The 26,129-nt window shown below is 70.1% G+C and carries 18 protein-coding genes; 5 read left to right on the top strand and 13 right to left on the bottom strand.

From position 1 onward, the window contains the following. Positions 1-20: 20 nt before the first annotated feature. Entirely contained in the window at positions 21-1,769 is a 1,749-nt protein-coding gene (locus OG776_RS37830) for a discoidin domain-containing protein (protein ID WP_329323337.1), read from the bottom strand. A gap of 98 nt (positions 1,770-1,867) precedes the next feature. Further along, positions 1,868-2,962, bottom strand: a complete 1,095-nt coding sequence (locus tag OG776_RS37825; protein WP_148011925.1) for a DUF1996 domain-containing protein — start codon at positions 2,960-2,962, stop codon at positions 1,868-1,870. A gap of 431 nt (positions 2,963-3,393) precedes the next feature. On the opposite strand from OG776_RS37825, the gene OG776_RS37820 reads away from it, so the two are divergent. Next, entirely contained in the window at positions 3,394-5,202 is a 1,809-nt protein-coding gene (locus OG776_RS37820; protein ID WP_148011924.1) for a coagulation factor 5/8 type domain-containing protein, read from the top strand. Positions 5,203-5,221: 19 nt separating this feature from the next. Here the strand turns inward: OG776_RS37820 and OG776_RS37815 are convergent, their stop codons facing one another. The 7 genes from OG776_RS37815 to OG776_RS37785 form a co-directional block, all read right to left on the bottom strand. Then, positions 5,222-6,493 carry an SGNH/GDSL hydrolase family protein gene (locus tag OG776_RS37815; RefSeq protein WP_148011923.1) on the bottom strand — a complete coding sequence of 424 codons (1,272 nt, stop codon included), beginning with the start codon at positions 6,491-6,493 and terminating at the stop codon, positions 5,222-5,224. Beyond that, positions 6,490-8,907: a glycosyl hydrolase family 95 catalytic domain-containing protein gene (locus OG776_RS37810; protein ID WP_329323336.1), complete on the bottom strand. Its 2,418-nt coding sequence runs from the start codon at positions 8,905-8,907 to the stop codon at positions 6,490-6,492. The genes OG776_RS37815 and OG776_RS37810 overlap by 4 nt, the downstream gene beginning before the upstream one ends. Positions 8,908-9,169: 262 nt before the next feature. After that, positions 9,170-10,993: an alpha-galactosidase D gene (locus OG776_RS37805; protein ID WP_329326598.1), complete on the bottom strand. Its 1,824-nt coding sequence runs from the start codon at positions 10,991-10,993 to the stop codon at positions 9,170-9,172. Between the two features lie 39 nt (positions 10,994-11,032). Then, positions 11,033-11,941, bottom strand: coding sequence for a carbohydrate ABC transporter permease (locus OG776_RS37800; RefSeq protein ID WP_384959491.1), 909 nt, complete (start codon positions 11,939-11,941; stop codon positions 11,033-11,035). Between the two features lie 8 nt (positions 11,942-11,949). Further along, entirely contained in the window at positions 11,950-12,924 is a 975-nt protein-coding gene (locus OG776_RS37795; protein ID WP_148011920.1) for a carbohydrate ABC transporter permease, read from the bottom strand. A 26-nt stretch (positions 12,925-12,950) separates the two neighbouring features. Continuing rightward, positions 12,951-14,264 (bottom strand): ABC transporter substrate-binding protein, encoded by a 1,314-nt coding sequence (locus OG776_RS37790; protein WP_148011919.1) that lies wholly within the window; start codon positions 14,262-14,264, stop codon positions 12,951-12,953. Between the two features lie 273 nt (positions 14,265-14,537). Further along, the gene (locus OG776_RS37785) at positions 14,538-15,716 is read right to left on the bottom strand and encodes an ROK family transcriptional regulator (protein ID WP_148011918.1); all 1,179 of its coding nucleotides are present in this window, start codon (positions 15,714-15,716) and stop codon (positions 14,538-14,540) included. 182 nt (positions 15,717-15,898) lie between these two features. Here OG776_RS37785 and OG776_RS37780 point away from each other — a divergent pair, with 182 nt between their 5' ends. After that, complete coding sequence (locus tag OG776_RS37780) at positions 15,899-18,010, top strand: alpha-galactosidase (protein WP_148011917.1); 2,112 nt, start codon at positions 15,899-15,901, stop codon at positions 18,008-18,010. 499 nt (positions 18,011-18,509) lie between these two features. On the opposite strand, the gene OG776_RS37775 is transcribed toward OG776_RS37780, so the two are convergent. Beyond that, positions 18,510-19,148 (bottom strand): hypothetical protein, encoded by a 639-nt coding sequence (locus OG776_RS37775; protein WP_329323335.1) that lies wholly within the window; start codon positions 19,146-19,148, stop codon positions 18,510-18,512. A 276-nt stretch (positions 19,149-19,424) separates the two neighbouring features. On the opposite strand from OG776_RS37775, the gene OG776_RS37770 reads away from it, so the two are divergent. Next, positions 19,425-20,621 carry a glycoside hydrolase family 64 protein gene (locus OG776_RS37770; protein WP_148011915.1) on the top strand — a complete coding sequence of 399 codons (1,197 nt, stop codon included), beginning with the start codon at positions 19,425-19,427 and terminating at the stop codon, positions 20,619-20,621. A gap of 49 nt (positions 20,622-20,670) precedes the next feature. Here the strand turns inward: OG776_RS37770 and OG776_RS37765 are convergent, their stop codons facing one another. Both OG776_RS37765 and OG776_RS37760 read right to left on the bottom strand, forming a co-directional pair. Continuing rightward, the gene (locus OG776_RS37765; protein WP_329323334.1) at positions 20,671-21,795 is read right to left on the bottom strand and encodes a sulfite oxidase; all 1,125 of its coding nucleotides are present in this window, start codon (positions 21,793-21,795) and stop codon (positions 20,671-20,673) included. Positions 21,796-21,832: 37 nt separating this feature from the next. Continuing rightward, on the bottom strand, positions 21,833-22,540 hold the full coding sequence (locus OG776_RS37760; RefSeq protein ID WP_148011913.1) for a TetR/AcrR family transcriptional regulator: 708 nt from the start codon (positions 22,538-22,540) through the stop codon (positions 21,833-21,835). Between the two features lie 130 nt (positions 22,541-22,670). On the opposite strand from OG776_RS37760, the gene OG776_RS37755 reads away from it, so the two are divergent. Further along, positions 22,671-23,234, top strand: a complete 564-nt coding sequence (locus OG776_RS37755; protein WP_148011912.1) for an NADPH-dependent FMN reductase — start codon at positions 22,671-22,673, stop codon at positions 23,232-23,234. Positions 23,235-23,349: 115 nt separating this feature from the next. After that, positions 23,350-24,027 (top strand): AIM24 family protein, encoded by a 678-nt coding sequence (locus OG776_RS37750; RefSeq protein WP_148011911.1) that lies wholly within the window; start codon positions 23,350-23,352, stop codon positions 24,025-24,027. A 54-nt stretch (positions 24,028-24,081) separates the two neighbouring features. Here the strand turns inward: OG776_RS37750 and OG776_RS37745 are convergent, their stop codons facing one another. Continuing rightward, entirely contained in the window at positions 24,082-25,839 is a 1,758-nt protein-coding gene (locus tag OG776_RS37745; protein WP_329323333.1) for a M4 family metallopeptidase, read from the bottom strand. Positions 25,840-26,129 lie beyond the last annotated feature (290 nt).

Raw genomic sequence — 26,129 nt, 5'->3', positions numbered from 1 at the left:
GCTCTCCCATCGGCCGCGAATCAGCGGTAGACACCGAACTCGTAGAGGGAGTAACCCCATCCGGTCCCGCGCGCGGTGCCGTTGACCCGCACATAGCGGCCGGTGCCCGCGACGTCGAGATCGTCGGCGCCGCCGTTTCCGTCGGTCACCGAGCGCACGGTGGTCCAGTTCTGTCCGTCGTCCGACGTCTGCACGGTGTAGGCCTTGGCGTACGAGGTCTCCCACACCAGTTGTACGTGGCGGAACGAGGTACGCGTGCCGAGGTCGACGCGGAGCCACTGGGGGTCGCTCCAGTCGCTGGCCCACCGGGTGGAGAGGTTGCCGTCGACGGCCCCCGCGGCGGTGCAGGGGCAGTCACCGCCGCCCGTCTGGGAGGACGACGCGGTGGCGGGTCTGCCGAGAGCGACGTTCGTGCCGCTCGGGACGGGAGGCACCACCCGTACGGAGCGGGTCTCCACACCGACGTTGCCCCTGCCGTCCTTGGCCTTGACGTAGATCTTCCAGACGCCGGGCCGGTCCGGGGCGGTCACCCGGAGCCTGCCGCCGCCGAGATCCGTGGCAGGCAGCGAGACCAGCTGCTTGCTCTGGTCGATGTAGTTGCTGTTGTCGAGAACCTCGTAGGTGATCGGGTCACCGTTCGGGTCGGTGGCCTTGACCGAGAGCGTGAGGTCACCTCCGGCGGGCACCTTGGCCGGGTCGCCCTCGACCGTCAGGCCGGAGATGACCGGCGGGGTGTTGTCGCGGGAGGTGTCACCGCCGTACGCCCGCTTCACGGCGTAGTACGACAGCCGTTTCTCGCCCGCGGGCAGCAGGTTGAACCAGATGCCGCCGAAGTCGTACTCGGTGCCGTAGTGGAACATCGTGGCACCGAGTGCGACGCCCCGGTGCCCGGTGACGCAGTTCCACGCCCGGGTGTAGCCGTCGGCCTTCGCCTGGTCGGTGGGTTCCGCGGGGACGCCGTTGGCGTCGTCCGGCACTTCCCACTCCCCCGCCGGACCGGTCTCGGTGATGATGTAGGGCTTGGTGTAACCACCCTGCTGCCAGGCCGATTTCACGTCGCAGACGGCGTTGTAGGCGTTGACGGCGTACAGGTCCAGGTCGGGCGCGTTCTTCTTGTAGTAGGGCCAGGCGCCCGTCCACGCGTCGGTCGAGGTGACCGGGTGGTTGGGGTCGACGGCGTGGATCTTCTTGGTGATGTCGTTGACGAGCGTGGTGTAGGCGTCGCGCTGGCGCTCCAGTTCGTCGCCGCTGTAGCAGTTCTGCAGCCCGAGCACCGACTCGTTGCCGACGTTCCACATCAGCACACCGGGGTTGTCCTTGTAGGTGGCGGCCCACTGGGGGAACTCGTTGAGCACCTGGTTCTTGTAGGCGGTGTCCGTCAGGTAGTTCACACAGCCGCCGCTGCCGGGTCCGCCGCCGGGCTGCAGCCAGAACCCGGCGATCACCCTGATGCCCTGCGCGGCCGCCGCGTCGAAGAGCGGCTTGCTGGAGGCGTCGGTGCCCCAGGTACGGACGGTGTTGACGCCCATCGACTTGAGGTCGGGCAGGTAGCGCCCGGCGTCGGCGGTGGACGGCCCCCAGGTGAGGCCCTTGATCTGGTACGGGTTTCCGTCGACGGTCAGTTGCCAGTTGCCCTGCGAGCCGGTGACCTTGACGACGCCGCCGGCCGCGTGCGCGGTGTGGGCGGGCAGGGCGAGGGCTCCCGCGGCGAGCAGGCCCGCGGTGACGGGCGCCGCGATACGGCGCCGGGTGGTTCGGGATCCGGTCATGGGTGTCCGTCCGGTGTGCGGGTGCGGGTGGGGTGGGAGGCCAGGAGGGAGGTCCCGCCGGCCCGGAGTGGGGTCCGGACCGGCGGAGGTGTCGGCGTTCAGGGCAGCCGGTAGTTGGCGTCCAGAGCCGCGCCGGCTTCCGGATGGGTCTGGTCGTAGCCGCGGGCGTCGCACTGCAGTCCGCCGACGACGCAGTGGTCGACGAGCGCCTTGAGCGTCGGCGCGTCCCACGCGTTGAAGAAGTCGTAGTGGAACGAGTAGCCCGCACCGCTCGCGAGCCTCACCTGCGACATGTCCCCGTTCACCGGGAAGGCCATCTTGAACTCGATCATCGGCAGGGCGACCGGGTGGTCGTCCGGGCAGATGTTGTTGTTGGTCCCGGGGTTCACCACCGGATACGCCATGTGGCTCTGGTGGTTGGGCGTGTCCAGGTACTTGCCGTCCCAGCAACTGGGCGCCTGGAAGCGGATGTTGAGCTGGACGTCGGCCCTGTTCGGGCACTGCTGCGGGAAGTCGATGTTGAAGAAGCTGTCACCGCACTCCCAGCCCTCCACGAACCCGCGGTGGTTGCGGAAGTCGGCCGCCGACTGCATGGGATTGCCGACGACGAAACGCAGCCCCTTCGGGAAGGGACGCACACTGGTGTAGTCGGTGACACCGGCCTTGTAGTAGATCACCTGGGGACCCACCGGCAGCACGGGCGTGTTGCCCTTGAGCAGGGTCGGCATCCAGTAGGCCGACCTGTCGCCGGGCGCCCTGCAGGTGGTGCCACCCGCGTCGAGCGAGGCGGTGGTGCTGGCCGCGTTCGTGGTGGTGTTCCCCATGAAGGTGTGGTCGTGCGACTTGCCGGGCTGCCCCGGATAGACGATCGGGTCGTCGGGCCGGGTGTGGGACACCGAGCAGTTCGCCTGGAACTCGTGGAAATAGCGGTGCGTCGGCTCCGCCTTGGAGGGGACGACCCCGGTCACCGGCGGGTTCGCCGGGATGTAACCGTCGCCGTCCGGGTCCTCGGGCGAGGCGAGCGTCGAGGCCGGCATCGCGTGACCCGTGTGCACGGTCGTCGACGCGGCCACGGAGGACGCGGGGCGGGCCGCCGGGCCGGCGCTCATCGCCACTCCGGCCAGGCCGAGCGAGGTCAGAACCAGCGCGCTGGACATCAGGATTCCTGAGACGATCTTCGATCTCCGTGCCATGGAGACCCTCCTGCCACATCGGTGGGGGCGGTGGGGGCCGGGCGGCCGGGAGCGGCGTGGGGTGCACGGTGCTGCCGCGGTCGCCCGCGTGACGGACCATCACATGTGCCGGGATGAACGGGAGAGCGCTCTCCCAGCCAGGAGTGTTGTGGCGGTGGCACAGGAGTGTCAAGGGAAACGGACGGAGGATCACTCCGGGTCCTTCGCGCACCTCTTGAACGCAACCACGACGCGGGGCGGGCACCGAAGACGTCTCATATGGCCGAGAACCGGCCTATAAACAAGGCAAGTTGACCGTTCACTGAGCAACAACACCCGGGACTGCGGTCACAACTCTTGACGCGTCGTTCACCTGGATGAAGCATGCATCGGCAAGAGAGCGCTCCCCGTACCTCCCACCGTTCACTTCCTGAACCAGGAGAGTCGCCCCCATGCCTTCAACCCCCACAGAGGCCCACGGCCCGGACCGGTCGCCGGTCGCGCGCCGTTCCGTACTCGGTGCGATGGCCGCGGCAGCGGCAGCCCCCGGGCTGCTCGGGCTGTCCACGCCGGCGTCCGCCGCACCCACCGCACCCGGGAAGGCCCCACAGGCACTGCCGGGCGGCGGTGACCTCGGCCCGAACGTGATCGTCTTCGATCCTGCCACCTCCGGCATCCAGTCCAGGCTGGACCAGGTGTTCCGGCAGCAGGAGTCGGCCCAGTTCGGCACCGGACGCTACGCGCTGCTGTTCAAGCCGGGCACCTACAACGGGCTCAACGCCCAACTCGGCTTCTACACCTCGATCGCGGGTCTCGGGCTGTCCCCGGACGACACCACCATCAACGGCGACGTGACCGTCGACGCGGGCTGGTTCAACGGCAACGCGACCCAGAACTTCTGGCGTTCGGCGGAGAACCTCGCCCTCAGCCCGGTCAGCGGCACCAACCGGTGGGCCGTCGCGCAGGCCGCGCCGTTCCGTCGGATGCACGTCAAGGGCGGCCTCAATCTGGCACCCAGCGGCTACGGCTGGGCCAGCGGCGGTTACATCGCCGACAGCCGCATCGACGGCTCGGTCGGACCGTACTCGCAGCAGCAGTGGTACACCCGCGACAGCTCGGTGGGCGGCTGGGCCAACGCCGTCTGGAACATGGTGTTCTCGGGCGTGCAGGGCGCCCCCGCGCAGTCCTTCCCGAACCCGCCCTACACCACGCTCGACACCACACCGGTCTCCCGGGAGAAGCCGTTCCTCTACCTGAACGGCAGCGAGTACCGCGTCTTCCTGCCGGAGAAGCGCACCAACGCGCGCGGCACCACCTGGGGCAGCGGCACCCCGCGCGGCACCTCACTGCCGCTCAGCCAGTTCTACGTGGCCAAACCCGGCGTCACCGCCGCCACCCTGAACGCCGCGCTCACCCAGGGCCTCCATCTGCTGCTGACGCCGGGCATCTACCACCTCGACCAGCCGATCCAGGTCAACCGGGCGGGCACCGTGGTCCTGGGCCTCGGCTACGCCACCCTCATCCCGGACAACGGCGTCACCGCGCTCAGGACGGCGGACGTCGACGGCGTGCGGCTGGCCGGCTTCCTGATCGACGCCGGGCCCGTCAACTCGTCCACGCTCCTGGAGGTCGGACCGGCCGGAGCCTCGGCGGACCACTCCGCGAACCCGACCACCGTGCAGGACGTGTTCGTCCGCATCGGCGGCGCGGGCGCGGGCAAGGCGACCACGAGCATGGTCGTCAACAGCCGTCACACGATCATCGATCACACCTGGGTCTGGCGCGCCGACCACGGCACCGGCGTCGGCTGGGAGACCAACCGGGCCGACTACGGCATCCGCGTCAACGGAGCCGACGTCCTCGCCACCGGCCTCTTCGTCGAGCACTTCAACAAGTACGACGTCCAGTGGTACGGCGAGCGCGGACGCACCATCTTCTTCCAGAACGAGAAGGCCTACGACGCGCCGAACCAGGCCGCCATCCAGAACGGCTCGGTCAAGGGGTACGCGGCCTACAAGGTCGCCGACTCCGTGACCACGCACGAGGGATGGGGCCTGGGCAGCTACTGCTACTACAACGTCGATCCGACGATCGTCCAGCACCACGGTTTCGCGGCGCCGAACAAACCGGGGGTGAAGTTCCACAACCTCCTGGTCGTCTCGCTGGGCGGCAACGGGCAGTACGAGCGGGTCGTCAACGACACCGGGACCCCCACCTCGGGAACCTCCACCGTGCCGTCCACGGTGGTGTCCTACCCCTAACCGTGCCCCGGGGCCCGCCTCAGCAGGAGGTCAGGCTCCCGAGGTCGACGGCGTCGGCCATCGCCTGCATCCCCTTGTCGTTGGGGTGCAGGTGATCGCCGCCGTCGAAGAAGGGCAGGATGCGCTCGGGGTCGAAGGGACTGCGGGTGATCCGGTCGAAGTCCGTCACGCCGTCGAGCGCGCCACTGGTCCTGATCCACTCGTTGACGCCCTGCCGGACCTTCTCGGCGGCGGCGTCGTACTCGGACCAGTCCTTGAACGGCATGACGGTGGCTCCGACGACACACTTGCCCGCCGCGTGCGCCCGGTCGATGATCTGCCGGTAGCCGGCGATCATGTCGTCCACGGTGACGCCGGTGTGCGCCTTGATGTCGTTGATCCCCTCGAACAGGAACACCGTCCGTACACCGGGCTGGGAGAGGACGTCGCGGTCCAGCCGGTTCAGCGCGGACTGTCCGGCGCCGTCCGCGAGCACCTTGTTGCCCGAGATCCCTTCGTTCGCGACCCCCTTCACCGGGATGCCGGACGCCGCCTGGAGCCGCTGGGAGAGGTAGTCGGGCCAGCGGCGGTTGCCGTCCGTGGTCGATGCCCACCCGTCGGTGATGGAGTCGCCGAGGGTCACCACCGAGCCGACCGACGCGGGCGTCTCCACGTCCACGGCGTCCAGCCAGTACCAGGAGCCCATCGGATCGGTCCAGTTGGCCGCGCCCTCCTCGGCGGCGTGGTCGCCCGCGGTCGCGTAGTTGGTCTGCAGGGCCATGCCGTGCCCGGTCGTCGGCCCCTGGGCGCCCGTCACGTAGAGGCTGATCACCAGGTCGCTCCTGGCGGCCAGCTTTCCGGGCAGCGGATCGCTCAGCACCACCTGCCCGGCCGGGACGGTCACGGACGGCGATCCGCCGTCGAAGGTGAGCCGCCGGTTGGAGCCGTGGACCAGTTCCGCGCCCCGCTCGCGCAGGCCCGCGTAGGCACTGGCGAAGGTCACGGGGTGCTCCCCGAAGGCGTTGGACAGCCGGATCCGCATACCGGTGCCGCCGACGCTGGTGCGCACGATCAGGCGGTAGCTGCGGTCGGCCGGCCCGGCACCCTGGCGGTCGGCGCTCGCACCCCAGGTGATCACGGAGTGTCTGCCCCGGGCGGCGGCCGGATGAGCCACCGCCGCCGGTACGTGTGTCCGCGGTGCGGCCACCTGTTCCGCCTGCGCCGTCGAGGACGCGGTCAGCGGTCCGCACAGCGCGAGGACCAGGGCCGAGAAGAGGCCCACCGTGCGGCGGCGGTACGACGCCGCGCTCATCCGAGGTTCCGCAGCGTGACGGACTCACCGGGCGCGAGCGTGATCTTCCGTGCGGTACTTCCCGCGACGACCGTGGTAGCGCGGCCGCCGACGCTCCTCAGCGTCAGCCGGGTGACCTTGCCGCTCTTCCAGCCGAGGTCGGCGACGAAGCCGCCGCGGACACCCACGCCGGAAACCGAGCCGGACGCGGCCCAGGCGGCCGGCAGCGCGGGCAGCAGCTCGACATGGCCGGGGCGCGAGTAGAGCAGCATCTCCACGATCGCGGCCGGGGTGCCGAAGTTCGCGTCGATCTGGAAGATGCCGCGGCCCTGTTCGACCTCGTAGATGTCGAAGAGGTTCATCGCGCTGCCGTTGCTGCCGCCGGACGACGGCTTGAGGTTGTTGACCACGAGCTGGTAGGCCTTCTCCGCGTTCTTGAGGCGCGCCCAGCACAGGCTGCGCCAGGCGTTCGCCCACCCGAAGCTGTTCATGCCGCGGGCGGTGAGGAGAGCGGTCGCTCCGTCGACGATGTCCTTCGGCGTGGAGTCGTCCGGACGGATCCGGTCACCGGGGAAGAGCCCGATGAGCGGCGAGAGGTGGCGGTGCGTGGTCTCGCCGAGGTTGTCGGGCGACATCCACTCCTCCAGCCAGCCGGTCTTGGGACTGACCACGGGAAGGTACAGACGCTTGCGGAGGCCGTCGACGGTCGTGCTGTACGCGGCGTCCCTCCCGAGTACCTCGGTCGCGGTGCGGAAGTTGCCGAAGAGGTTCCACACGAGCTCCTGGGCGTACGTGATGCCCTTGGCGTCGAGCGGACCCTGTTCGGGCGACCAGTCGCTGTCGGCGACCAGCACCTCACGCGAGGCGCCCGACGCGTCGGTGACCGTGGTGGTGACGAGACGGGCCTCCCAGAACTCCACCGCGCCCTTGAGGAGCGGGTAGATCTTCTTCAGGTAGGTACGGTCCTGATTATACTCGTAGTGCTCGAACAGGCTCTGGCAGATCCAGGCGTTGCCCGCCGGATGCCACCACCAGCCGCCCCCTCCGTAGGGGTTGGTGGAGATCGCCACGGTCCAGCCCGCGATCTTCCCGCTGGAGTTGCGGTAGCGGTTGGACGGGTCGTTGAACAGCCGCCGGGTGACGTCCGTCCACGAGGACAGCTGCGCGAGGCAGTAGTCCGTGAGGGCGTCGAAGCAGTCGGGCAGACCCGCCCGGTCGGCCATCCAGTAGTTCATCTGGATGTTGATGTCGGTGTGGTAGTCCGCCATCCAGTCCGGGTCGTTGCCGTCCAGCCACGGGCCCTGCAGACCCATCGGGAGACCGCCCCGGGAGCCGGAGATCATCAGGTAGCGGCCGAACTGCAGGTAGGAGGTCTCCAGTTCCGGGTCCGGGAGGTCGTCCCGGTGGCGTGCCTGGACCCGCTGCCAGGTGTCCAGTTCACGCTGTGCCGCGGAGGACGTGCCCAGGTCGATGGAGAGCTGTCCGAACACGGCCCGGAAGTCCGCGACATGGGTGTGCAGCAGGGTGGCCGCCGAGTGGGCCGCCGCGTTCAGGACCTTGGTCCTGGCGAGCCGTTCCGGGGCCAGGGACGGGTCGCGGAACTTCGCCGCGGGGTCGGGCGCGTAGTTCGTGCCGCCGCTGACCACGACCGTCAGGTCCTCGCAGTCCCGGAAGGCGATCGACGTGCCGTCGACCCGGATCCTGCCCGTGCCGCTGTACGCGGTGACGGCGGCGCCGTACTTCAGGCCGTTGGCGAGGGAGGCGCCGAACGACGCGTAGCGCCCCGCGCTGTTGGCGGTGGTGGACTCGCCGTGGGTGCCGGCGAGCGCGACGGTGCCGGTGTAGGAACCGCCGCCCTGCTGGCTGAAATGCAGGACGATGGCGTCGTCGGGTCGGCTGGCGAAGATCTGCCGCCGGTAGGTCACGCCCGAGACGTCGTACGAGGTGGTGACCACACCCTGGGCCAGGTCGAGGGTGCGGCGGTAGTCGTCGACGGCGCCAAGGTCGTGGTCCGGGATGCTGACATCCAGCCTGGCCAGCAGGGTGAGGGAGCCGAAGTCGTCGCGGCCGTAGGGGAACTGGCCGTCGCTCTGCAGCTTGTCGTTGAGGTGACCGGTCCACAGGGTGGCGTCGGTGATCATCAGGAGTTCGTCGGCCGGGTCGTTGCTCACGAGGGCCCCGAGGCGTCCGTTGCCCACGGGAAGCCCCTGCTCGATCATCGAGTGGGCGGAGCCGGGAGCCTGCCACCACAGCTGGTTCCTCGTGGCGTCGGCCGGGGACAGCAGGGGTGACTCGGTGGGACGCATGGGGGCCGCCGAGGCGGTGAAGGCGGGCAGAGCGCCGAGAGCGGTCGCCGCGCCGGCAGCGGCGGCGAGGGCGAGGAAGCCCCTGCGACTGGGTGTGTTGTCGCGTGGTTCGGTGTGCTGGATGTCCACGGTGGTGCACTCCAAATCCGATGACGGCTCGTGCGGGAACGGCTCAGGAGACAGGGAGCCCCGAGCGGACGACTCGTGAGGGGAGACCGGTGGGCGACCGGCCAGGAGATGGCCGGTGGCGAACGGCCCATGAGAGAAAGGCCATTGGGAGAAGAGCCCGCGGGAGAAGGGCCCGTGCGGGCACGACGGCCGCGGGACGTCCGCGGCGGGCTGCTTCCCGCGGGGCCCGGGGGTCAGGTCACCGGGCCCCGCGGGAAGTCGGTCAGACGGACTGCGGGACGACGATCCGGTCGATGTCGGGTGCGTAGCCGCTGCCGCTGTCGAAGGTGATGCTGTTGGAGCCCGCCTTCAGCGCCAGCTGGACGCTGACGGTCTCGGCCGTGCCCCAGTCACCCGTGGACGGGAACTTCAGGCTGGTGCCGTTGCCGCTGTTGGACAGGACGGTCACCGAGCGGGGGTCGCCGCTGACGTAGGCCACCTTGACGGTGTAGATGCCGTCCTTCTTCACGGTGACGTCGTTGATCCGCAGCTTGCCGCCGGTGTAGAGGTTGCCGACCTTCTTGCCGCCGGAGCAGGCGTCGCAGCCGGCCACGGAGGCGTTGCCCGTCAGGGTGTTGGCGGTGTCCTCCGCCTCGTAGGCCGTGGTCGCGAGCGTGCCCCCGGCGGGCTTGACGGTGAACAGCCGCGAGCCGTGCGCGGGCAGTGCCTCGGTGATCCTGTTCTTGTGCGTCCCGAGGTTCGCCTTGTTCCACAGGTCGCGCACGGAGGCGTTGCCGGTGAATCCGAAGGACGCCCAGTCGGCGGTGACGGAGGCCGGCGCGTCGCCGAGGTTGAAGAGGGCGACGGTGTAACTGCCGTCGGGGTTCTTGGTGCCCCAGACCTGCTGGTCGCCGACCGGGGTGACCGGACGCGCGACGGGCGAGTCGTTCTGGTCGACGGCGATGACCTCCTTGTTGGTCAGCAGGGAGACGCCGTAGCTGTCCAGCCTGGTGAGGTCGTCACCGGTGAACAGCGGCGACTTGTTGATGGCCCACAGCGTCATGTAGCTCTGCCGCTCGGCCTTGGTGAGGCCGTCCATCTCCCCGTTGCCGACGTCGATGGCGTCCAGGTCGTTCCAGCCGCCCGGACCCGCCTTGCGGCTCCACGCCGGTGCGTCGTCCCACCGGTCGTTGACCGAGTTCTCCCAGGTGACCAGGGTGTTGCAGTAGCACTCGACGTCGGTGTCGATGCGCCAGCCGTTGGAGTACTTCTTCCAGTCGGCGGCGTGGCCGATGTCGAGCGACCAGGAGAGTTCGAGGTGGATCGGGCGCCCGGCGGTGGCTATGGCCTTCTGCCAGGCGGCGACGTCGGGCACGTTGTCGTAGTTGTCACCGGACTTGAACGAGCCCGGGCCCACGCCGTCCAGCTTGAGGAAGTCGTAGCCCCAGTCCGCGAACTGCTGGGCCTGCGAGTCGATGTACTTCTGCGCGCAGGCGTTGGCGAAGTCCAGCTTGTAGGCGTTGTCCCAGCCGTTGGTGGTGCGCAGGTCCGGGTAGACGATGTCGGCGGTCGTGCAGCCCGGGGCGTTCCACACCGGCACCTTGCCGTCGCCGTACGCCCCCTTCTCCAGGCCCACGGGCAGGTAGATGCCGGCCTTGAGGCCCTTGGAGTGGATGTGGTCGGCGACCGACTTCATGCCGTGCGGGAAGCGGACCGGGTCGGGGGTCTGGCGGCCGTACTGGTCGAAGCCGGTCTTCCAGCTCTTGTCCATCCACCAGCCGGCGTCGATGTTGACGTGGTCGTAGCCGTATTTCTTGAGCTTGGCGGCGAGGGCGTCCGTCTGCTTCAGGACGTTCGCCTCGGTGAGGTAGCTGTAGTCGCCGTCCGGGTTGAGGCCCGGGTACTTCGACGACTGCATGCTCCAGCTCGACCAGCCCATGTAGGGCTTGGCGGCCACGGCGGGGGCGGCCGTGGCCGGGGCGGGTCCGGCGGCCTGCGGCCCGGCGTGGGCGGCCGGGACGCTGGTCGCTATGCCCGCGGTGAGCACGAGGACGACCATGGCTCTCAGGGCGCGGGTGGGCAGGACGGAATACGAGGATGACCGCATGGGTCGTGCCTCCTGGGAGTGGGGTCGGGGCGGGGCGGCTCAGCCCTTGCCCGAGCCGATGGTGAGTCCGCTGATGAACTGGCGCTGGAGCGCGAAGTACACCAGCAGCGTGGGGATCGCGGTCATCAGGGCACCGGCCGCGATGAGGTTGGGATTGGTGAAGTACTGGCCCTGCAGGTTGGCCAGGGCGGAGGTGACCGGTCGCTTGTCGCCGGTCTCGATCAGCGCCAGCGGCCAGAAGAAGTCGTTGTAGATCCAGATGGATTCGAGGGTCGCCAGGGCCGCGAACGCGGGGCGGCACAGCGGCAGGACGATCTGGAAGAACTGCCGCCAGACCTGGGCGCCGTCCACGAGGGCCGCCTCGGAGATCTCTTTCGGGATCGTCTTCATGTAGTTGCTGAGGACGAAGGTGCAGAACCCCGACTGGTAGGCGATGTGGATGGCGATGATGCCCCACACCGAGTTGTAGAGGAGCAGCGAGTCGCTCATCCACGGCGGCAGCGGGATCAGCAGGTAGAGGCGGTACAGGGGGGTGATGAGGACCTGCGCCGGGAGGAGGTTGCCCGCCGTGAACAGCATCAGCAGGACGATGTTCCAGCGGAAGTCGAATCGGGAGACGAAGAAGGCGACCGCCGCCGAGAACAGCAGCGTTCCGAGGACCGCGGGGACGGTGATGAGGACGGAGTTCCAGAAGAAGTGCGGCATGCCGGACTGCTGCCAGGCGTCGGTGAAGTTGCCGAGGCTCAGACTGCGCGGCCAGGACAGATAGCCGTGCTTCGCGGTGTCCGAGTAGGGACGCAGCGAGGTGTACACGGCCCAGAGCAGCGGGACGAGCCAGAGCAGGGCGATGCCGGCGAGCATCACATGGCGGCCGGTCTGGCGGCGGGGTCCCTTGCCGGTCCTGGGGGGTTCGTCCCGGGCCGTGGTCCCGGCCCCCGGCCGTGTCATGGTCGTGGTCACCGGTCCTCCTTGCGGAAGGTCTGGACGAGGAAGGTCCCGATGGCGGCGAGGGAGACCAGGAGCAGGACGACGGCGAGGGCGGAGCCGTAACCGATGTGGCTGGACTCACCGATGATGTTGTCGGTGATGAGCAGGGAGAGCAGTTCCATGCCGGGTTTGCTGCCGACGCCGCCGCCGAGGACGTAGACGATGTCGAAGGCCCGCAGGGACTCCATGACGGTGACGACCAGGATGATGATGTTGACCGGTTTCATGGCCGGGAACACCACTCGCAGGAAGGTCTGGCGGCCGTTCGCGCCGTCGAGCGCCGCGGCCTCCTTGAGCGCCGGGTCGAAGCCCTTCAGGCCGGCCAGGTAGAGGATCATGATGTAGCCGGTGTGCCGCCAGCCCGAAGCGACGAGGACGGCCCACAGATTGAGGTCGGCGTTGCCGAGCCAGTCGATGTGGTGACTCGAACCGGCCGCGCTCAGCAGGCCGTTGAGGAGTCCGGTGTCCGGGTTGTAGATGATCTCCCAGATGAAGCCGACGACGGCCAGGGAGAGGACCATGGGCAGGAAGATCGCGGTCTGGTAGACCCGGGTGAATCGGATCTTCCGGTCGAGCTGGTAGGCGAGGAAGATGCCGAACGGTGTCGGCAGCAGCGCGGTGAACAGCAGCCAGATCACGTTGTGCCGCACCGCGGGCCAGAACGGCGGGTAGTTGGTGAAGATCTGCTGGTAGTTGTCCAGGCCGATCCAGTGGATGTCGGCGAGGTCGATGCCGTCCCAGGTGGTGAAGGACAGGCCCAGGGAGGCGAGCGCGGGGAGCCAGACGAAGAAGAGCAGGGCGGCGAGCGGGATTCCGATGGCGACGGTCAGGAAGAGCCGGTCGCCGGGGCCGAGGCGGCGGGGCCGCCTGGGGGGATGTGTACGGGGACGTCGCGGCACGTCGGGCGTGCCGGGTGCGGCGGGTGTGACAGGGGTGGAGGACACGGTGCGGGAGACCTTTCCGGTCCTGGTCAGGCGGTGAAGAATCGCGAGCGCTGGGATTCGATCTTCTTCAGCGTTCCCGACCCGTCGTCGGGGTGTCCGAGCCACTCGGTGAGGCCGGGGAGTACGACGGTGGAGATGAAACCGGGGTCGCTGTCGCGGTCGGCGAACTGGCTGATGTGCTTTGCGGAGGCGATGAGGTCCGCGGACTTCTTCTGGAGCGCGTTGTACGAGCCCGTGTTCGCCTGCTGGTTGACGGCGAGGTTGCTCGGGTCGACCCCCATGTACAGCTCCTCGGCGTGGGCGCCTCCGAGGAACTCGAGGAACTTCTTCGCACCGTCCGCGTTCTTGGGCCGGCGGCTGAGCATGAAGCCGTCGGTGGGGGCCTCCACGGCGTCCTGGCCGTGGGCGGAGTCGATCTCGGGGAAGGGGAAGAAGTCGATGTCGGAGCGGATCGCCTCGTCGGTGATCTGCTGGCCGAGGAAGAGTCCGATGACGGCCATGCCCGACTTCTTGTCGAGCAGCGACTGCGCGGCGTCCTGCCAGGAACGGCCGCCCGCGCCCTGCTGGTAGTAGGGCGTGAGTTCGCGCCAGTGGTCGAGGGCCGCGACGGTGCGCGGGTCGGTCCAGGAGACCTTGCCGCGCATCAGCGACATGTGGAAGTCGTAGCCGTTGGTGCGCAGGTTGAGGTAGTCGAAGGCGCCGAGGATGCTCCAGCTGTCGCCGCCGCCGTACCCGGAGGCGATCGGGGACAGGCCGTCGCGCTTCATGCGCTTGGCGAGCGCGACGAACTCGCTCCACTTCTGCGGGACTTGGTAGCCGCGCTCCTTGAAGAGGCTCTTGCGGTAGAAGACGGCCCACGGGTAGTTGTACAGCGGCACGAAGTAGTACTTGCCGTCCTCGCCGCGGGAGAGCTGCTTGGTGGCGTCGCTGAAGCCGGCGCCTATCTTGTCCCACACGTCGTCGAGGGGCGTGCAGAGCTTCTTCTTGGCGAAGTACTGCATGCGGTAGCCCGCGAACCAGGTGAAGACGTCGTCCGGAGTGCCCTGCAGATAGGTGGAGATGCTCTTCTGGAAGGTGTCGTGGTCGACGGTGTTCGTCTTGACCTTGAGACCGCTGTCCTGACCGAACGCCTTGGTCAGTGCGGCGTAGGCGGACTTGGGGGTGGCGTCGGCGCCGTTGGAGCCGAAGGTGACCGTCTTCGGGTCGGCCCCCGCTCCCCCGCCGCAGGCGGTCAGCAGGGGCGCGGCCAGTGCGGCGGCGCCCAGTCCGAACAGCCCTCCGACGACTCTGCGCCGGCCGGGGTCACGCGCAGCCAGGGGATTGCGGCTCTGCTGCGTCATCGTCGCTCCTCATGCGGGTCGGTACGTGGCTGATCTTCGGTGCGTGTGTGCTGTGAAGTGGTCGGGGCCCGGTACGGATTCGTGCTGGATGCGGGTGCGTGATGGTGCTGGTGCGGGTGGGTGGGGGCGCGGGGCGCTCGGGGCTGTGCGTGCTGGTGGGTGTGGGTTTGTGGGTGTGCGGCCTGTGGGTGTGGACGCGGTGCGTGCGGGACGCGGGCGCCGGGCCGGTGTGCGCGGCGTGTTCGTGGGTGGGTCCTGGTGCGCTCCCCGTCCTCAGTGCGCTTCCGAGGTGATGAAGGACTGGATCGCGGTGGCCGCGGCCCCGCGCGCCCACTCCTCGAAGGGCAGCGGTCGGGTCTGCACGTCGCACAGGGCGGCCGACCCGAAGGCGGCCGCGCCGAACGCGTCGCGGATCTGTTCGGCGAAGAGGTCGTAGGCGGCGAGTCCTTCGCCGGAGATGATCACCCGCTCCGGGCCGAGGAGGTTGGCGACGGTCGCGATGCCCCGGCCGATCGCCTCGCCGGCACGGGCGTACACCTCGCGCGCCCCGGGGTCGCCGTCGTGGGCGAGGTCCAGTGCCGCGGCGGAGTCGGCCACCCGCACACCGGTCACCTCCCGGACCCGGGCGACGATCGCCGAGTCCGAGGCGATGGCCTCGACACAGCCGCGGTTGCCGCAGTGGCAGAGCGGCCCGGCCGGGTCGATGGCGACATGGCCGATCTCACCGGCCACGCCGTGCGCCCCCGCGACCACCTGACCGTGCACGACGAGGCCGCAGCCGATGCCCGCGCCGACGGTCACCAGGGCGAAGTCGGACAGCCCGACGCCGGCGCCGAACCACTGCTCGGCCACGGTCAGGGCCCGTACGTCGTTGTCCACGGTGACCGGCAGTCCGGTGGTCATCCCGGCCAGTTCGGCGAGCGGCACGTCGCGCCACTCCAGGAACGGCGAGTAGCGCACCACTCCGTCCGAACGGTCCACGTCACCGGAGACGGCGACGCCGATGCCCTGGACCCGCACCCCGTAGCCGTCGGCCTCCGTCAGCAGTTCCTGGACGAGTCCCGCGGTCGTGGCGAGCACCGACCTCGGCGCGCGGGAGGTGAGCGGCACATGCCGGGCGACGCGGATGCGGCAGCACAGGTCCGTGAGGACGGCGATGAGTTCGTCGCCCGTCACCTTGATCCCGATGAACAGGGCCCTGCCTCCGTCGACCCGCACCGGATTGGCGGGGCGGCCGAGCGCGGGCTGCCGGGCGTCCTCGGGGACGTCCTCCACGAGGTAGCCCGCCTCGATGAGGGGACGGACCGCCTTGGTGACCGCCGCGGCCGACAGCCGGGTCCGCCCCGCTATCTCCGACCGCGTGAGCGGACCGTGGGACAGCACGGTGGTGAAGATCTGGGAAGCGGCCGGCGTGTGGGCCGGGAACGCCTCGGGGGGAGAGGTCGAGCGCATGGCCGGAACCTAGGTTCATTATTTTCTGCTGTCAATGAAAGAAACAGGATTCGCCGGAGAACCCTCGATGAGACGCCTGTGACCTGCGAATCCAAAACCTGGATGGGGCATTGACACGTGATCCATGGTCGAGGTTGGCTTTGGCTCGTCTCGTACGTGGCACCATCTGAACGTGAGGACCCATGTCGCCGATCTCCTTCGCCCCGGACACCGGGGTCTGGCTGCTGTCCACCCCGCGCACCTCGTACGCGCTGCGGGTCGACGAGACCGGAGCGCCGTGCCATGTCGCGTGGGGGCCACGGCTGACCCTCGAGGAGGCCGGGCGGCTCGCCGCCGCGCCCCCGCCCGTCGCGGCCAGCAGCTTCGAGGGCCGGCCCGGGGTCGGGGAGGAGCTTCCCGTGGACGGCGGGACGCGCTACGGACCGCCGTCCCTCCAGGTGCGGTTCGAGGACGGGTCCCGTGCCTTCGAGTGGCAGCCCGCCGGCCACGACGTGCACGAGGGCGAGCTGACCCTCTCGTTCCGCGACCGCCTCTACCCCTTGCGGGTGGAGCTCCACTACCGGGTGCGCGAGGACACGGACGTCATCGAGCGCTGGACGGTCGTACGCAACCAGGGCGACCAGCCGGTCACCCTGCTGCGCGCCGACTCGGCGGCGTGGTCCCTGCCGCCGCTGCGGGACTACCGGCTCGGCCATGTCACGGGCCAGTGGTCCGCCGAGAGCCGGCTCCACCGCGACCGACTGGCCCACGGCGAAACGGTGTTGACCAGCCGTCGCGGGATCACCAGCCATCACGCGAACCCCTGGGTGATGCTCGACTCGGGTGAGGCCACGGAGGACCACGGCCGGGTGTGGAGCGCCGCCCTCGCGTGGAGCGGGAGTTGGCGCGTCACCGTGCAGCGCACCCCCGACGGTCGAGCCGGATTCACCGGCGGCCTCGGCCAGGACGGCGCGAGTGTCCCGCTCGCGCCGGGCGAGGAGTTCACCGCTCCCCCGTTCGCGGGCCTGTGCACCGACGGCGGCTTCGGCGCGGCCAGCCGCGCCTGGCACGCGTACGTCCTGGCGCATGTGCTGCCGCACCCGGACGAGGACGCGCCCGTGCTCTACAACTCCTGGGAGGCGACCGGCTTCGACGTCGACGAGGTCGGCCAGAAGGCACTCGCCGAGCGGGCCGCGGCGCTCGGCGTGGAGCTGTACGTCGTGGACGACGGCTGGTTCGGGGCGCGCCGCAGCGACCACGCCGGACTGGGCGACTGGACGCCGTCGGGCGACCGGTTCCCGGACGGGCTCGCCCCCCTGGTGCGCGCGGTGCACGGCCTCGGGATGCGCTTCGGTCTGTGGGTGGAGCCCGAGATGGTCAACCCGGACAGCGATCTGTACCGCCAGCACCCGGACTGGGTGCTGCACTTCACCGGCCGGACCCGCTCGGAGCTGCGCAACCAGCTGGTCCTCAACTTCGCCCGCCCCGAGGTCGCCGACTGGGCCTACGCATGGCTGACCCGGCTGGTCGGCGACCACGGCATCGACTTCCTCAAGTGGGACATGAACCGCGCGTTCAGCGAGGCGGGCTGGCCCGGGCAGCAGGACGGCACGGACCGCCTCGGACCCCAGTACGTACGGAACCTCTACGGTGTCCTCGACCGGCTGCGCGCGGATCACCCGGGGCTGCGGATCGAGTCGTGCAGCGGCGGGGGCGGGCGGGTCGACCTGGGCATCCTCGCCCGTACGGACCAGGCGTGGGCCTCGGACAACACGGACGCCGCGGACCGGATGTGGATCCAGCACGGCTACGGCCAGGTCTACCCGGCGCGCACCATGGGCGCGTGGGTGACCGACGTACCCAACCAGCTCACCGGCCGTACGGTCCCGCTGCGTTTCCGCTTCCATGTCGCGATGGCGGGGGCGCTGGGCATCGGCGGCGACCTCACCCGCTGGTCGGAGGAAGAACTGCGGGACGGTGCCGACCTGGTGGCCGAGTACAAGAGGGTGCGTCACCTGGTGCAGCACGGCCGGCTGGACCGGCTCGCGCCGCCCGCGGAGGACGCCGTCGCCGCGGTGCAGTACACCGCGCGGGACGCCTCGGAGACCCTGCTGCTGGCGTACCGCCGGGTGGGCCGGCACGGCAGTCCGCGGCCGCCGGTCCTGCTGCGCGGTCTGACCCCTTCGGCGCGATACCGCGACGCGCGCACCGGCACCGTGTACGACTCGGCGGTGCTCGGCGAGTACGGACTCGTCCCCGATCTGCCGCCGGGCGACTGGGCGAGCACGAGCCTGCATCTGATCCGCGAACCCTGAGCAGTCCGGCGGCCGTTGACGGCTCATCAGTTTGCACTCGTGGCCCGTCATCCGACGGATCACGAGTGGCGTCAGGCGGCCGGCGGCCGGCTGACGTGACTTCGCACTGCACATGGCGACCGACGGACACGGCGGCCCGCGGTCGGCGCTGGGCTTCCGCGGCCGTCGGTCGGGGTGCGCGGTCGTGGGTCCGCGGTCTCGGTCGGTGGCCCGCGGTCGTCGGCACCGGTCGGGCCCGGCGTCGGCGGTCGACGGTCGTCGGCGCCGGTCGGGCCCGGCACTCGGCGGTCGGCCGTCATCAGCACCGGTCGGGCTCAGCGGTCATAGGTCGGCGGCCGGCGGTCCGCGGTCATCGGCCCGGTCGGGCTCGGCGGTCGGCCGTCGCCAGCACCCGTCGGGCTCGGTGCTCGGCCGGCGTTCCACGTCGGCGCTCGCGGCAACGGCCGGCGCTCGCGCACCCTGGCCGCCGGTCACCCAGTAGCCCCCCGCTGCCTGCCCGTCAGTACCGCTGCGCCTTCGTGAGGCGCGGTGTCAGCTGAGGTGTGGTGGGCTGCCTGCTGATGGCGACCGGCTGGGCGCGCTTGCCCGGCGCGAGGTTCTCCGCGCCCACGAACCGGGTCTCGACGACCTTGCCCTTCGCGTCCTCGAAGTCGACCCGCACGGCGTAGGACGCCTTCTTGTCGGTCTTGTTGGTGATGCTCACGAGCACCGCGAGCAGCCCGCCGGTCTGCGACTTGGGCAGGCCGGTCATCGCGACCTCGGACCGCGCGTTACCGCCGCCCTTCACCTTCTTCAGCTCCTTCTCGGCCGCGGCGCTCGCCCGGGCGGTGTCCGCCGAGACGGATGCCGCGAACTCGGAGGCCGCCGCGGACAGGGAGGAGGCCGCCGCCGAGGCCGAGGACCGGGCGGAGGAGACGGCCGAGGAGGCGGCCGACGCCATCGCGGACGGGGCGCTGCCGGAGAACGAGGCGGTGACCGGCGCCGAGGGGCGGGCGCTCGCCGAGGCGGCGCCGTTGTCGCTGCCGTTGTCCGTGCCGCACGAGACGAGCGCGGCGCCGCAGGTCAAAGTGGCCAGGAGCGCCGCGGCCGAGCGGGTTCGGCCGGTCTTTCGGGGGCCACCGTAGGTGCGTCTGCTCATGAAGCTCGTCCTCTTCCTGCCGGTCCGGAACCCGGTCCACGGGCCCTTTCATGCTCGGCGTCCGCCGGCGCGTCCGCGATCGGTGCTGACCCGTTGGGGTGCTCCGCCCGACGGAAGTCCGGTTCCGCTCCGCTCGGACTTGGACCGGACCAGTTCTGCGCACATCGTTGACATGTACTCCACCCCTCGCAATTCTGAGAGCGCTCTCAAAAAATCCGGACGACTTCCGTCCGCAGTGACCCACCTCGTTGGAACCCCACGTCAAGGAGGAAGAGAGTGCCCAGAAAGCGCACCTGGCGGGCTTTGGCGGTGGCCGCGGCCACCCTGGCCGCGGCGCTGCTGACCTTCGGAACTCCGTCCGGAGCCGAAGCCGCCGTGCCCACGACGATCCCGCTGAAGGTCACCAACAACTCCGGCCGCGCCGACCCCGTCTACCTCTACGATCTCGGCACCCTGCTCTCGACGGGACAGCAGGGCTGGGCCGACGCGAACGGCACCTTCCACGCCTGGCCCGCGGGAGGCAACCCCCCGACACCCGCCCCCGACGCGTCGATCGCCGGACCCGCGAACGGCCAGTCGAAGACGATCCGCATCCCCAAGTTCTCCGGCCGGATCTACTTCTCCTACGGGCAGAAGCTCGACTTCCGGCTGACCACCGGCGGCTTGGTGCAGCCGGCCGTACAGAACCCGAGCGACCCCAACCGCAACATCCTCTTCAACTGGTCCGAGTACACGCTCAACGACTCGGGACTGTGGATCAACAGCACCCAGGTCGACATGTTCTCGGCGCCGTACGCCGTGGGTGTCCAGCTCGCCGACGGCAGCACGAAGAACACCGGTCATCTCAGGACCGGCGGCTACACCGGGGTCCTCAACGCCCTTCGAGGACAGTCCGGCGGCTGGGCGAACCTGATCCAGACAAGGTCCGACGGCACCGTGCTGCGCGCTCTCGCGCCCGGCCACGGCATCGAGGCGGGCGCGCTTCCCGCCACCGTCATGGACGACTACATCAACCGCGTGTGGCAGAAGTACAGTTCGTCGACGCTGACGGTGACTCCGTTCACGGACCAGCCGAACACGAAGTACTTCGGACGCGTCTCCGGCGGCGTCATGAACTTCACCAACAGCGCCGGAGCGGTCGTCACCAGCTTCCAGAAGCCGGACTCCGACAGCGTCTTCGGCTGCTACAAGCGGCTCGACGCCCCCAACGACCTGGTGCGCGGCCCGATCTCACGAACCCTGTGCGCGGGCTTCAACCGCTCGACGCTGCTGGCCAATCCCAACCAGCCGGACAGCGGATCGGGAGGCTTCTACCAGGACGCGGTGACCAACCAGTACGCCCGGGCGATCCACGCCCAGATGGCCGACGGCAGGGCATACGCGTTCGCCTTCGACGACGTCGGCAACCACGAGTCGCTCGTCAACGACGGCAACCCCCAGCAGGGTTACCTCACGCTGGACCCGTTCAACTGACCGCGCTCCGGGCGGCCGGTGGCCCAGGAGCCCGCGGCCGCCCGGGAGTTCAGTCCCGCTCCACACACAGCACGGGAACCTCCTGGACGGCGTTGTTCACGAACCCGCCGAGGTTCCAGGACGGTCGCAGTGGCTGGGTGTGCCCCTCGGCGTCGAAGGCCCGCGCGCCGAGCGTGTGCCGTCCCGGCTCGGCCGTCCAGCCGAACCGCCAGCGCCGCCAGGCCCAGCGATGGCCGCCCGCCGGCTCAAGCTCCGCCTCCCGCCACTCCCGGCCCCCGTCCGTACTCACCTCCACACCGGTCACCGGCGCCCATCCCGACCACGCCCGCCCCTCCAGGGGCACGACCCCCTCCCGGACCACCCGGGCCCGGGACATGAAGTCGGGGAAGCCGGGCGGAACCAGCAGGGCCCGCGGGGCGATCCGGGTGACCGGCTCGCCCTCCTCCCCACCGTCCTGGCGCAGCCGATGCGCCGCCACCTGCTGGAAACCCTCGAACGCTATGTCGATCACCGTGATCGCGCGCAACCACTTCACCTGCGCCATGCCGTACCAGCCGGGCACCACCAGCCGCAGCGGAAACCCGTGCTGCGGCGGCAGCGGTGCGCCGTTCATGCCGTACGCCACCAGCGCCTCCGGGTTCTCCCCCAGTGCCGCGGCCACCGGCAGCGCCCGTTGGTAGTCCTGTTCCACTCCGCGCTCGACGCCGTGGTCGGCACCGGTGAACACCACGTCCACGGCATCGGTCTCCACCCCGGCGTCGGCCAGCAGCACCCTGAGGGGCACACCCGTCCACTCGGCCGTGCCCACCGCCTCGACCAGCCACGGCTGGCTCACCGGCCGGGGGGTCAGCAGCGCCCGCCCGTTGCCCTCGCACTCCATCGTCACCCGCCGGGTGACGGCGGGGTACGAGGTGAGCTCGGCCGTCCCGAGCACCTGCGGCCGCCGCACGCGCCCGCCGATCGAGAGCTGCCAGGGGGTACGGGTGGCATCGGCGTACGGAATGTCGTAGTGCGTGTGCGTGTAGTGCAGCCCGGGCGGGGTGACGTCGTAGCGCAGGGCCTCCAGGGGCAGGCCGTGGTTCCGGGCGGCGAGAGCCAGCTCCTCCCGGCCGATGTCGTCACCGGGGCCGGCCACTCTCGCGGGTCCGCTCACCTCGTCAAGGTGATGTCCCATGACCGTATTCTCCGCCCGGACGCCGGGTGGGGCGAGGTCACGCGCGCCCCGACGCCTCCGGCGGCCGCGAGGGGACGGGCTCGACGGGCAGGGGCATCGCACAGGTGCTCCGGCGGACCAGCTCGTGCCAGCCCGACTCCAGCCGCTCCACCGTCATCCCGCGCTGCCGGGTCAGATGGAGGATCAGCGCGGGTTCGAGATAGCCCATGAGCGTCTGCGCGAGCAGTTCGGTGTCCGCGGCCGGCGCGGCCTCACGGAGCAGCATCGCGACATGGGTGAACCGCACCCGGTAGGGGGCGGAGTTGAACCGGCGGGTGGGCTCGCGCTCGGCGGCGATGTACAGATCCAGCCGGTCGCGGGTCTGGCGCAGTGCCAGGCAGCCGTAGGCGTGCAGCCGGTCCACCGGTGAGGCGCCGGGGCCCAGCGGCGGGGGGCCCGTGAGGAAGGCGGCCTGGAACTGCTGCTCCGTGTGGTCGAGCAGGGCCATCAGGAGGCCGGTGCGGTCGCCGAAGCGCCGGAAGACCGTGCCCTTGCCCACCGACGCGGCGGCGGCGACGGCCTCCATCGTCACGTTGGCGACCCCGCGCTCCTCCACCAGGCGGGTCGCGGCCTCCAGCAGCCGGGCGCGGTTGCGCGCCGCGTCGGCGCGCAGCTGCGGGCCCTCGGGCCCGGACGCCAGCTCCAGCATCACGGGCCGGGTGGCTGGTTCCGATCCCTTCGGAAAGGGCTGCAGAGGGGTGGACATGAACACAGCGTAACGGCAACCGGGGAGAACTGGACCCTGGTCCGCTTGAGTGATACAAACTTGAACAGACCATCAAGCGGACCTCGGTCCGGTTTATTGCCGCATTGTTTCGTCCCCCGGGAGTTCCCCCATGTCCGTACGTATCCTCGCGCTCGTCGGCAGCCTCCGCGCCGGCTCCCACAACCGCCAGCTCGCCGAGGCGGCCGTCAAGCTCGCCCCCGAGGGCACGGAGATCGAGCTGTTCGAGGGCCTCGCCGAGGTCCCCTTCTACAACGAGGACCTCGATGTCGAGGGTGGTGTCCCGGCGACCGCCGTGGCCCTGCGCGAGGCCGCGGGCCGCGCCGACGCCTTCCTGCTCTTCTCGCCCGAGTACAACGGCACGATCACCGCCGTGCTGAAGAACGCCATCGACTGGCTGTCCCGTCCCTACGGCGCCAGCGCCTTCACCGGCAAGCCGGTCGCCGTGGTCGGCACCGCCTACGGCCAGTTCGGCGGCGTGTGGGCGCAGGACGAGGCCCGCAAGGCCCTCGGCATCGCCGGCGCCACCGTCCTGGAGGAGGTCAAGCTCTCGGTTCCCGGTTCCGTGATCCGTTTCGCCGAGACCCACCCGGTCGACGACGCCGAGGTCGCCGGCCAGCTCGCCGAGGTCATCGGCCACGTCACCGCCGCGGTCGGCACGGCCGACGCCGCCTGACCAACCACCCCGGGAGGCCGGTCCGCCACTGGCGGGGCGGCCTCCCGCGCGTTCCCGGCCCGCGGGGCCGCGCACGATCTTGGCGGAACGCAGCCCTCCGGGCCAAGATGCCCGCATGAAGGGTGATCTTTTCTCCAGTGACCACATGGTGCAGCCCGCCGTCGCGCCGGGCATGACCGTCCAGAACGCCAAGTCGATCAAGTACGCCGTCAACGGCGACATGCTCGCGCGCCAGGGCGCGATGATCGCCTACCGGGGCGACCTGCAGTTCGAGCGCAAGGGCCAGGGCGTGGGAGGCATGCTCAAGCGGGCGGTCACCGGCGAGGGTCTCCCGCTGATGACCGTACGCGGACAGGGCGAGGCCTGGTTCGCGCACGAGGCCCAGAACTGCTTCATCGTCGACGTCGAACCCGGCGACGTCTTCACCGTCAACGGCCGCAACGTCCTGTGCTTCGACTCCACGCTCTCGTACGAGATAAAGACCGTGAAGGGCGCGGGCATCACCGGCGGCGGCCTCTTCAACAGCGTGTTCACCGGGCACGGCCGCCTGGGACTGATCTGCGAGGGGAACCCGCTGGTCATTCCGGTCTCCCCGCAGCAGCCCGTGTTCGTCGACACGGACGCGGTCGTCGGCTGGACCGCCCGTCTGAACACCTCGCTGCACCGGTCCCAGTCCATCGGCTCGATGATCCGCGGCGGCTCGGGCGAGGCCGTCCAGCTCAAGCTGGAGGGCGAGGGCGTGGTCGTCGTGCGCCCCAGCGAGGTGACACCCCAGAAGTCGCAGCAGCACTGAGTCCGGGAGGGTGCGGGGGCCCCGTCGTGCGACGGAGCCCCCGTGCCTGCCGCGTCAGCGCCCGGCGGGGGTGTTGGCGGCCGTCACGTTGACGGCGGCCCACGCCCTGTCCACCGCGCGGTGCTCGGCGCCGGTCGCGCCGTACAGGTCGGCGGCCGCCTTGAGCGTGGCGGTCCGCGCGTCGTGGAAGTCGGTCGTGGACACCATGTACCGGGTCAGCGCGCGATAGAAGATCGCGGTGGCCTTGGTCCGGCCGATTCCGGCCACCGAAGCGCCGTCGTAGGTCGGCGAGTTGTACGTCACGGCGCCGATCGTCTTGCGGCCACTGCCCTCGGCGAGCAGGTAGTAGGCGTGCGAGGAGACACCGGAGCCCGCGTGGACCTCCGCGTCGCGGGCCGCCGGCGACCAGTAGTCGACCGTGCCCTCCAGCCTGTCCAGGGAGGGGTGGTCGAGACGGCGCAGGAACTTCTGGGCCAGGCCCAGCTTCTCGCCCATGAGGTAGTTCGGCGGGTTCTTCGCGTTGTTCGCGGCGAACTCGACGTTCGAGCCGAAGATGTCGGCGAGCGACTCGTTGAGGGCGCCCGATTCGCCGTACTGGTTGCCGTAGCGGTCCACCCGGGTGGGTTCGAGGCCGGCCGTGGCGTCGACCACGCCGTGGGTCAGTTCGTGCCCGGTGACGTCCAGGACGACCAGCGGCTTCTTGAACATGTCGCCGTCACCGTCGCCGTACAGCATGCAGCCGCACACCGAGTCCCAGAAGGCGTTGCCGACCTTCCTGCCGAAGTGGACCATCGCGCGGGCGCCGGTGCTGTTGTTCTTGATGCCCTTGCGGCCGAAGGTCTTCTTGTAGAAGTCCAGCGTCTTGGTCACGCCGTACTGCGCGTCGACCGCCACGGTGGCCCGGTCGGCGGTGGTGCCGGTGCCCCACTTGTCGGTGGTGCTGGTGAACTTCTTGCCCCGGGCGAAGGATTCCAGCTCCCGCCCGCCCGCGTCCCTCGTCTCGGTGTTCCACCGGGTCGGGTCCTTGAGCAGGTAACTGGTGCGCGCGGTACGGGTGGTGGTGAGCGTCACCTTGCCCGCGAAGAGGGACGTGCCGCTGCCGGTCGCGGTGACCGGATAGTGGGCCGCGGCTGCCGCCGTGGCCGCGAAGAGACTGGCGGGCCGAGCGGCGACGCCCGTCACGGGCGTCGCCGTCTCGCCCTTCTCCCGCAACTTCTCACGCAGCGACGGCGAGATGAACTCGTCGCTGTCGGGGTTGTTGCTGCGGATCCGGCCGGTGCGCGCGTCCACGACGACCGTGCGGGAACCGCCGGCCGACGTGGTCCCGCTGTCCGAGACGCGCACCCGATAGGCGAGGGCTGCCGCGCCGTCCCGGGCGTCCACGACCAGTTGGGCGGTGCCCGCGTCGCCCTCGGCGGCCGCCGCGGCCTTCCGCTCCGCCTGATCAGCCGTCAACTCGGCCTCAGTGGTGAACGGCTGGACGGTGTGGTCGGCGGCCCGGGTCACGCCGAGATACGTGAACCGGCTGCCGAGGTGGATCACGAGATCGCCGCCGAGCACCGGAAGTCCCCGGTGGCTGCGGACGAAACGGACGTGCCGCTTGCCGTCCGGGTCGGTCATGACGTCCGTGGCCCGGAGGGTGTCGCCGGGGCCGACCCCGGTGGCCGAGGCGTGGGCGAAGGCTGCCGCCCGGGCCATGTCGACGGGCGAGGAGGCCGAAGTCGCCGCCCGCGCGGGCGAGTCGGGGGTCGCGGCGAAGGCGGGGCCCACCGGGAGGGTGACGGACGTCGCCACCACGACGGCGATCGCCATGCGGCCTATGTGGGGTCTGTGCACTGAGTTCCTTCGAACAGGGGAGGCCGGCCGCGCCGACCGCCCTGGCACACGGCGCGGTCGAGCGCCGTGGGGAGCCTCGGGCCCCGGGACGAAACCCTCACCGATAAGGCATGTACATGTAAAGGAGGAAGATCCCTTTCACGCGCATCGAGGCGATCTCTTTACAAAAGTTCACCTCTCGGTGAGCGAGGCGTGACCTCTTGTACGTCTCCCGAACAGATGGATGAGAGCGGCGAACGGTTGCCCCGATGACGTCCCCGACCAGC

Origin of the sequence: Streptomyces sp. NBC_01689, from assembly GCF_036250675.1 — a bacterium.
GTDB lineage: Bacteria > Actinomycetota > Actinomycetes > Streptomycetales > Streptomycetaceae > Streptomyces.
This window is presented reverse-complemented; position numbering and strand designations above follow the sequence as displayed.

Coding starts and splice junctions, on each gene's coding strand:
- OG776_RS37830 (WP_329323337.1), bottom strand. CDS start 1,769: ATGACCGGATCCCGAACCACCCGGCGCCGTATCGCGGCGCCCGTCACC.
- OG776_RS37825 (WP_148011925.1), bottom strand. CDS start 2,962: ATGGCACGGAGATCGAAGATCGTCTCAGGAATCCTGATGTCCAGCGCG.
- OG776_RS37820 (WP_148011924.1), top strand. CDS start 3,394: ATGCCTTCAACCCCCACAGAGGCCCACGGCCCGGACCGGTCGCCGGTC.
- OG776_RS37815 (WP_148011923.1), bottom strand. CDS start 6,493: ATGAGCGCGGCGTCGTACCGCCGCCGCACGGTGGGCCTCTTCTCGGCC.
- OG776_RS37805 (WP_329326598.1), bottom strand. CDS start 10,993: ATGCGGTCATCCTCGTATTCCGTCCTGCCCACCCGCGCCCTGAGAGCC.
- OG776_RS37800 (WP_384959491.1), bottom strand. CDS start 11,941: ATGACACGGCCGGGGGCCGGGACCACGGCCCGGGACGAACCCCCCAGG.
- OG776_RS37790 (WP_148011919.1), bottom strand. CDS start 14,264: ATGACGCAGCAGAGCCGCAATCCCCTGGCTGCGCGTGACCCCGGCCGG.
- OG776_RS37785 (WP_148011918.1), bottom strand. CDS start 15,716: ATGCGCTCGACCTCTCCCCCCGAGGCGTTCCCGGCCCACACGCCGGCC.
- OG776_RS37780 (WP_148011917.1), top strand. CDS start 15,899: ATGTCGCCGATCTCCTTCGCCCCGGACACCGGGGTCTGGCTGCTGTCC.
- OG776_RS37775 (WP_329323335.1), bottom strand. CDS start 19,148: ATGAGCAGACGCACCTACGGTGGCCCCCGAAAGACCGGCCGAACCCGC.
- OG776_RS37765 (WP_329323334.1), bottom strand. CDS start 21,795: ATGGGACATCACCTTGACGAGGTGAGCGGACCCGCGAGAGTGGCCGGC.
- OG776_RS37760 (WP_148011913.1), bottom strand. CDS start 22,540: ATGTCCACCCCTCTGCAGCCCTTTCCGAAGGGATCGGAACCAGCCACC.
- OG776_RS37755 (WP_148011912.1), top strand. CDS start 22,671: ATGTCCGTACGTATCCTCGCGCTCGTCGGCAGCCTCCGCGCCGGCTCC.
- OG776_RS37750 (WP_148011911.1), top strand. CDS start 23,350: ATGAAGGGTGATCTTTTCTCCAGTGACCACATGGTGCAGCCCGCCGTC.
- OG776_RS37745 (WP_329323333.1), bottom strand. CDS start 25,839: ATGGCGATCGCCGTCGTGGTGGCGACGTCCGTCACCCTCCCGGTGGGC.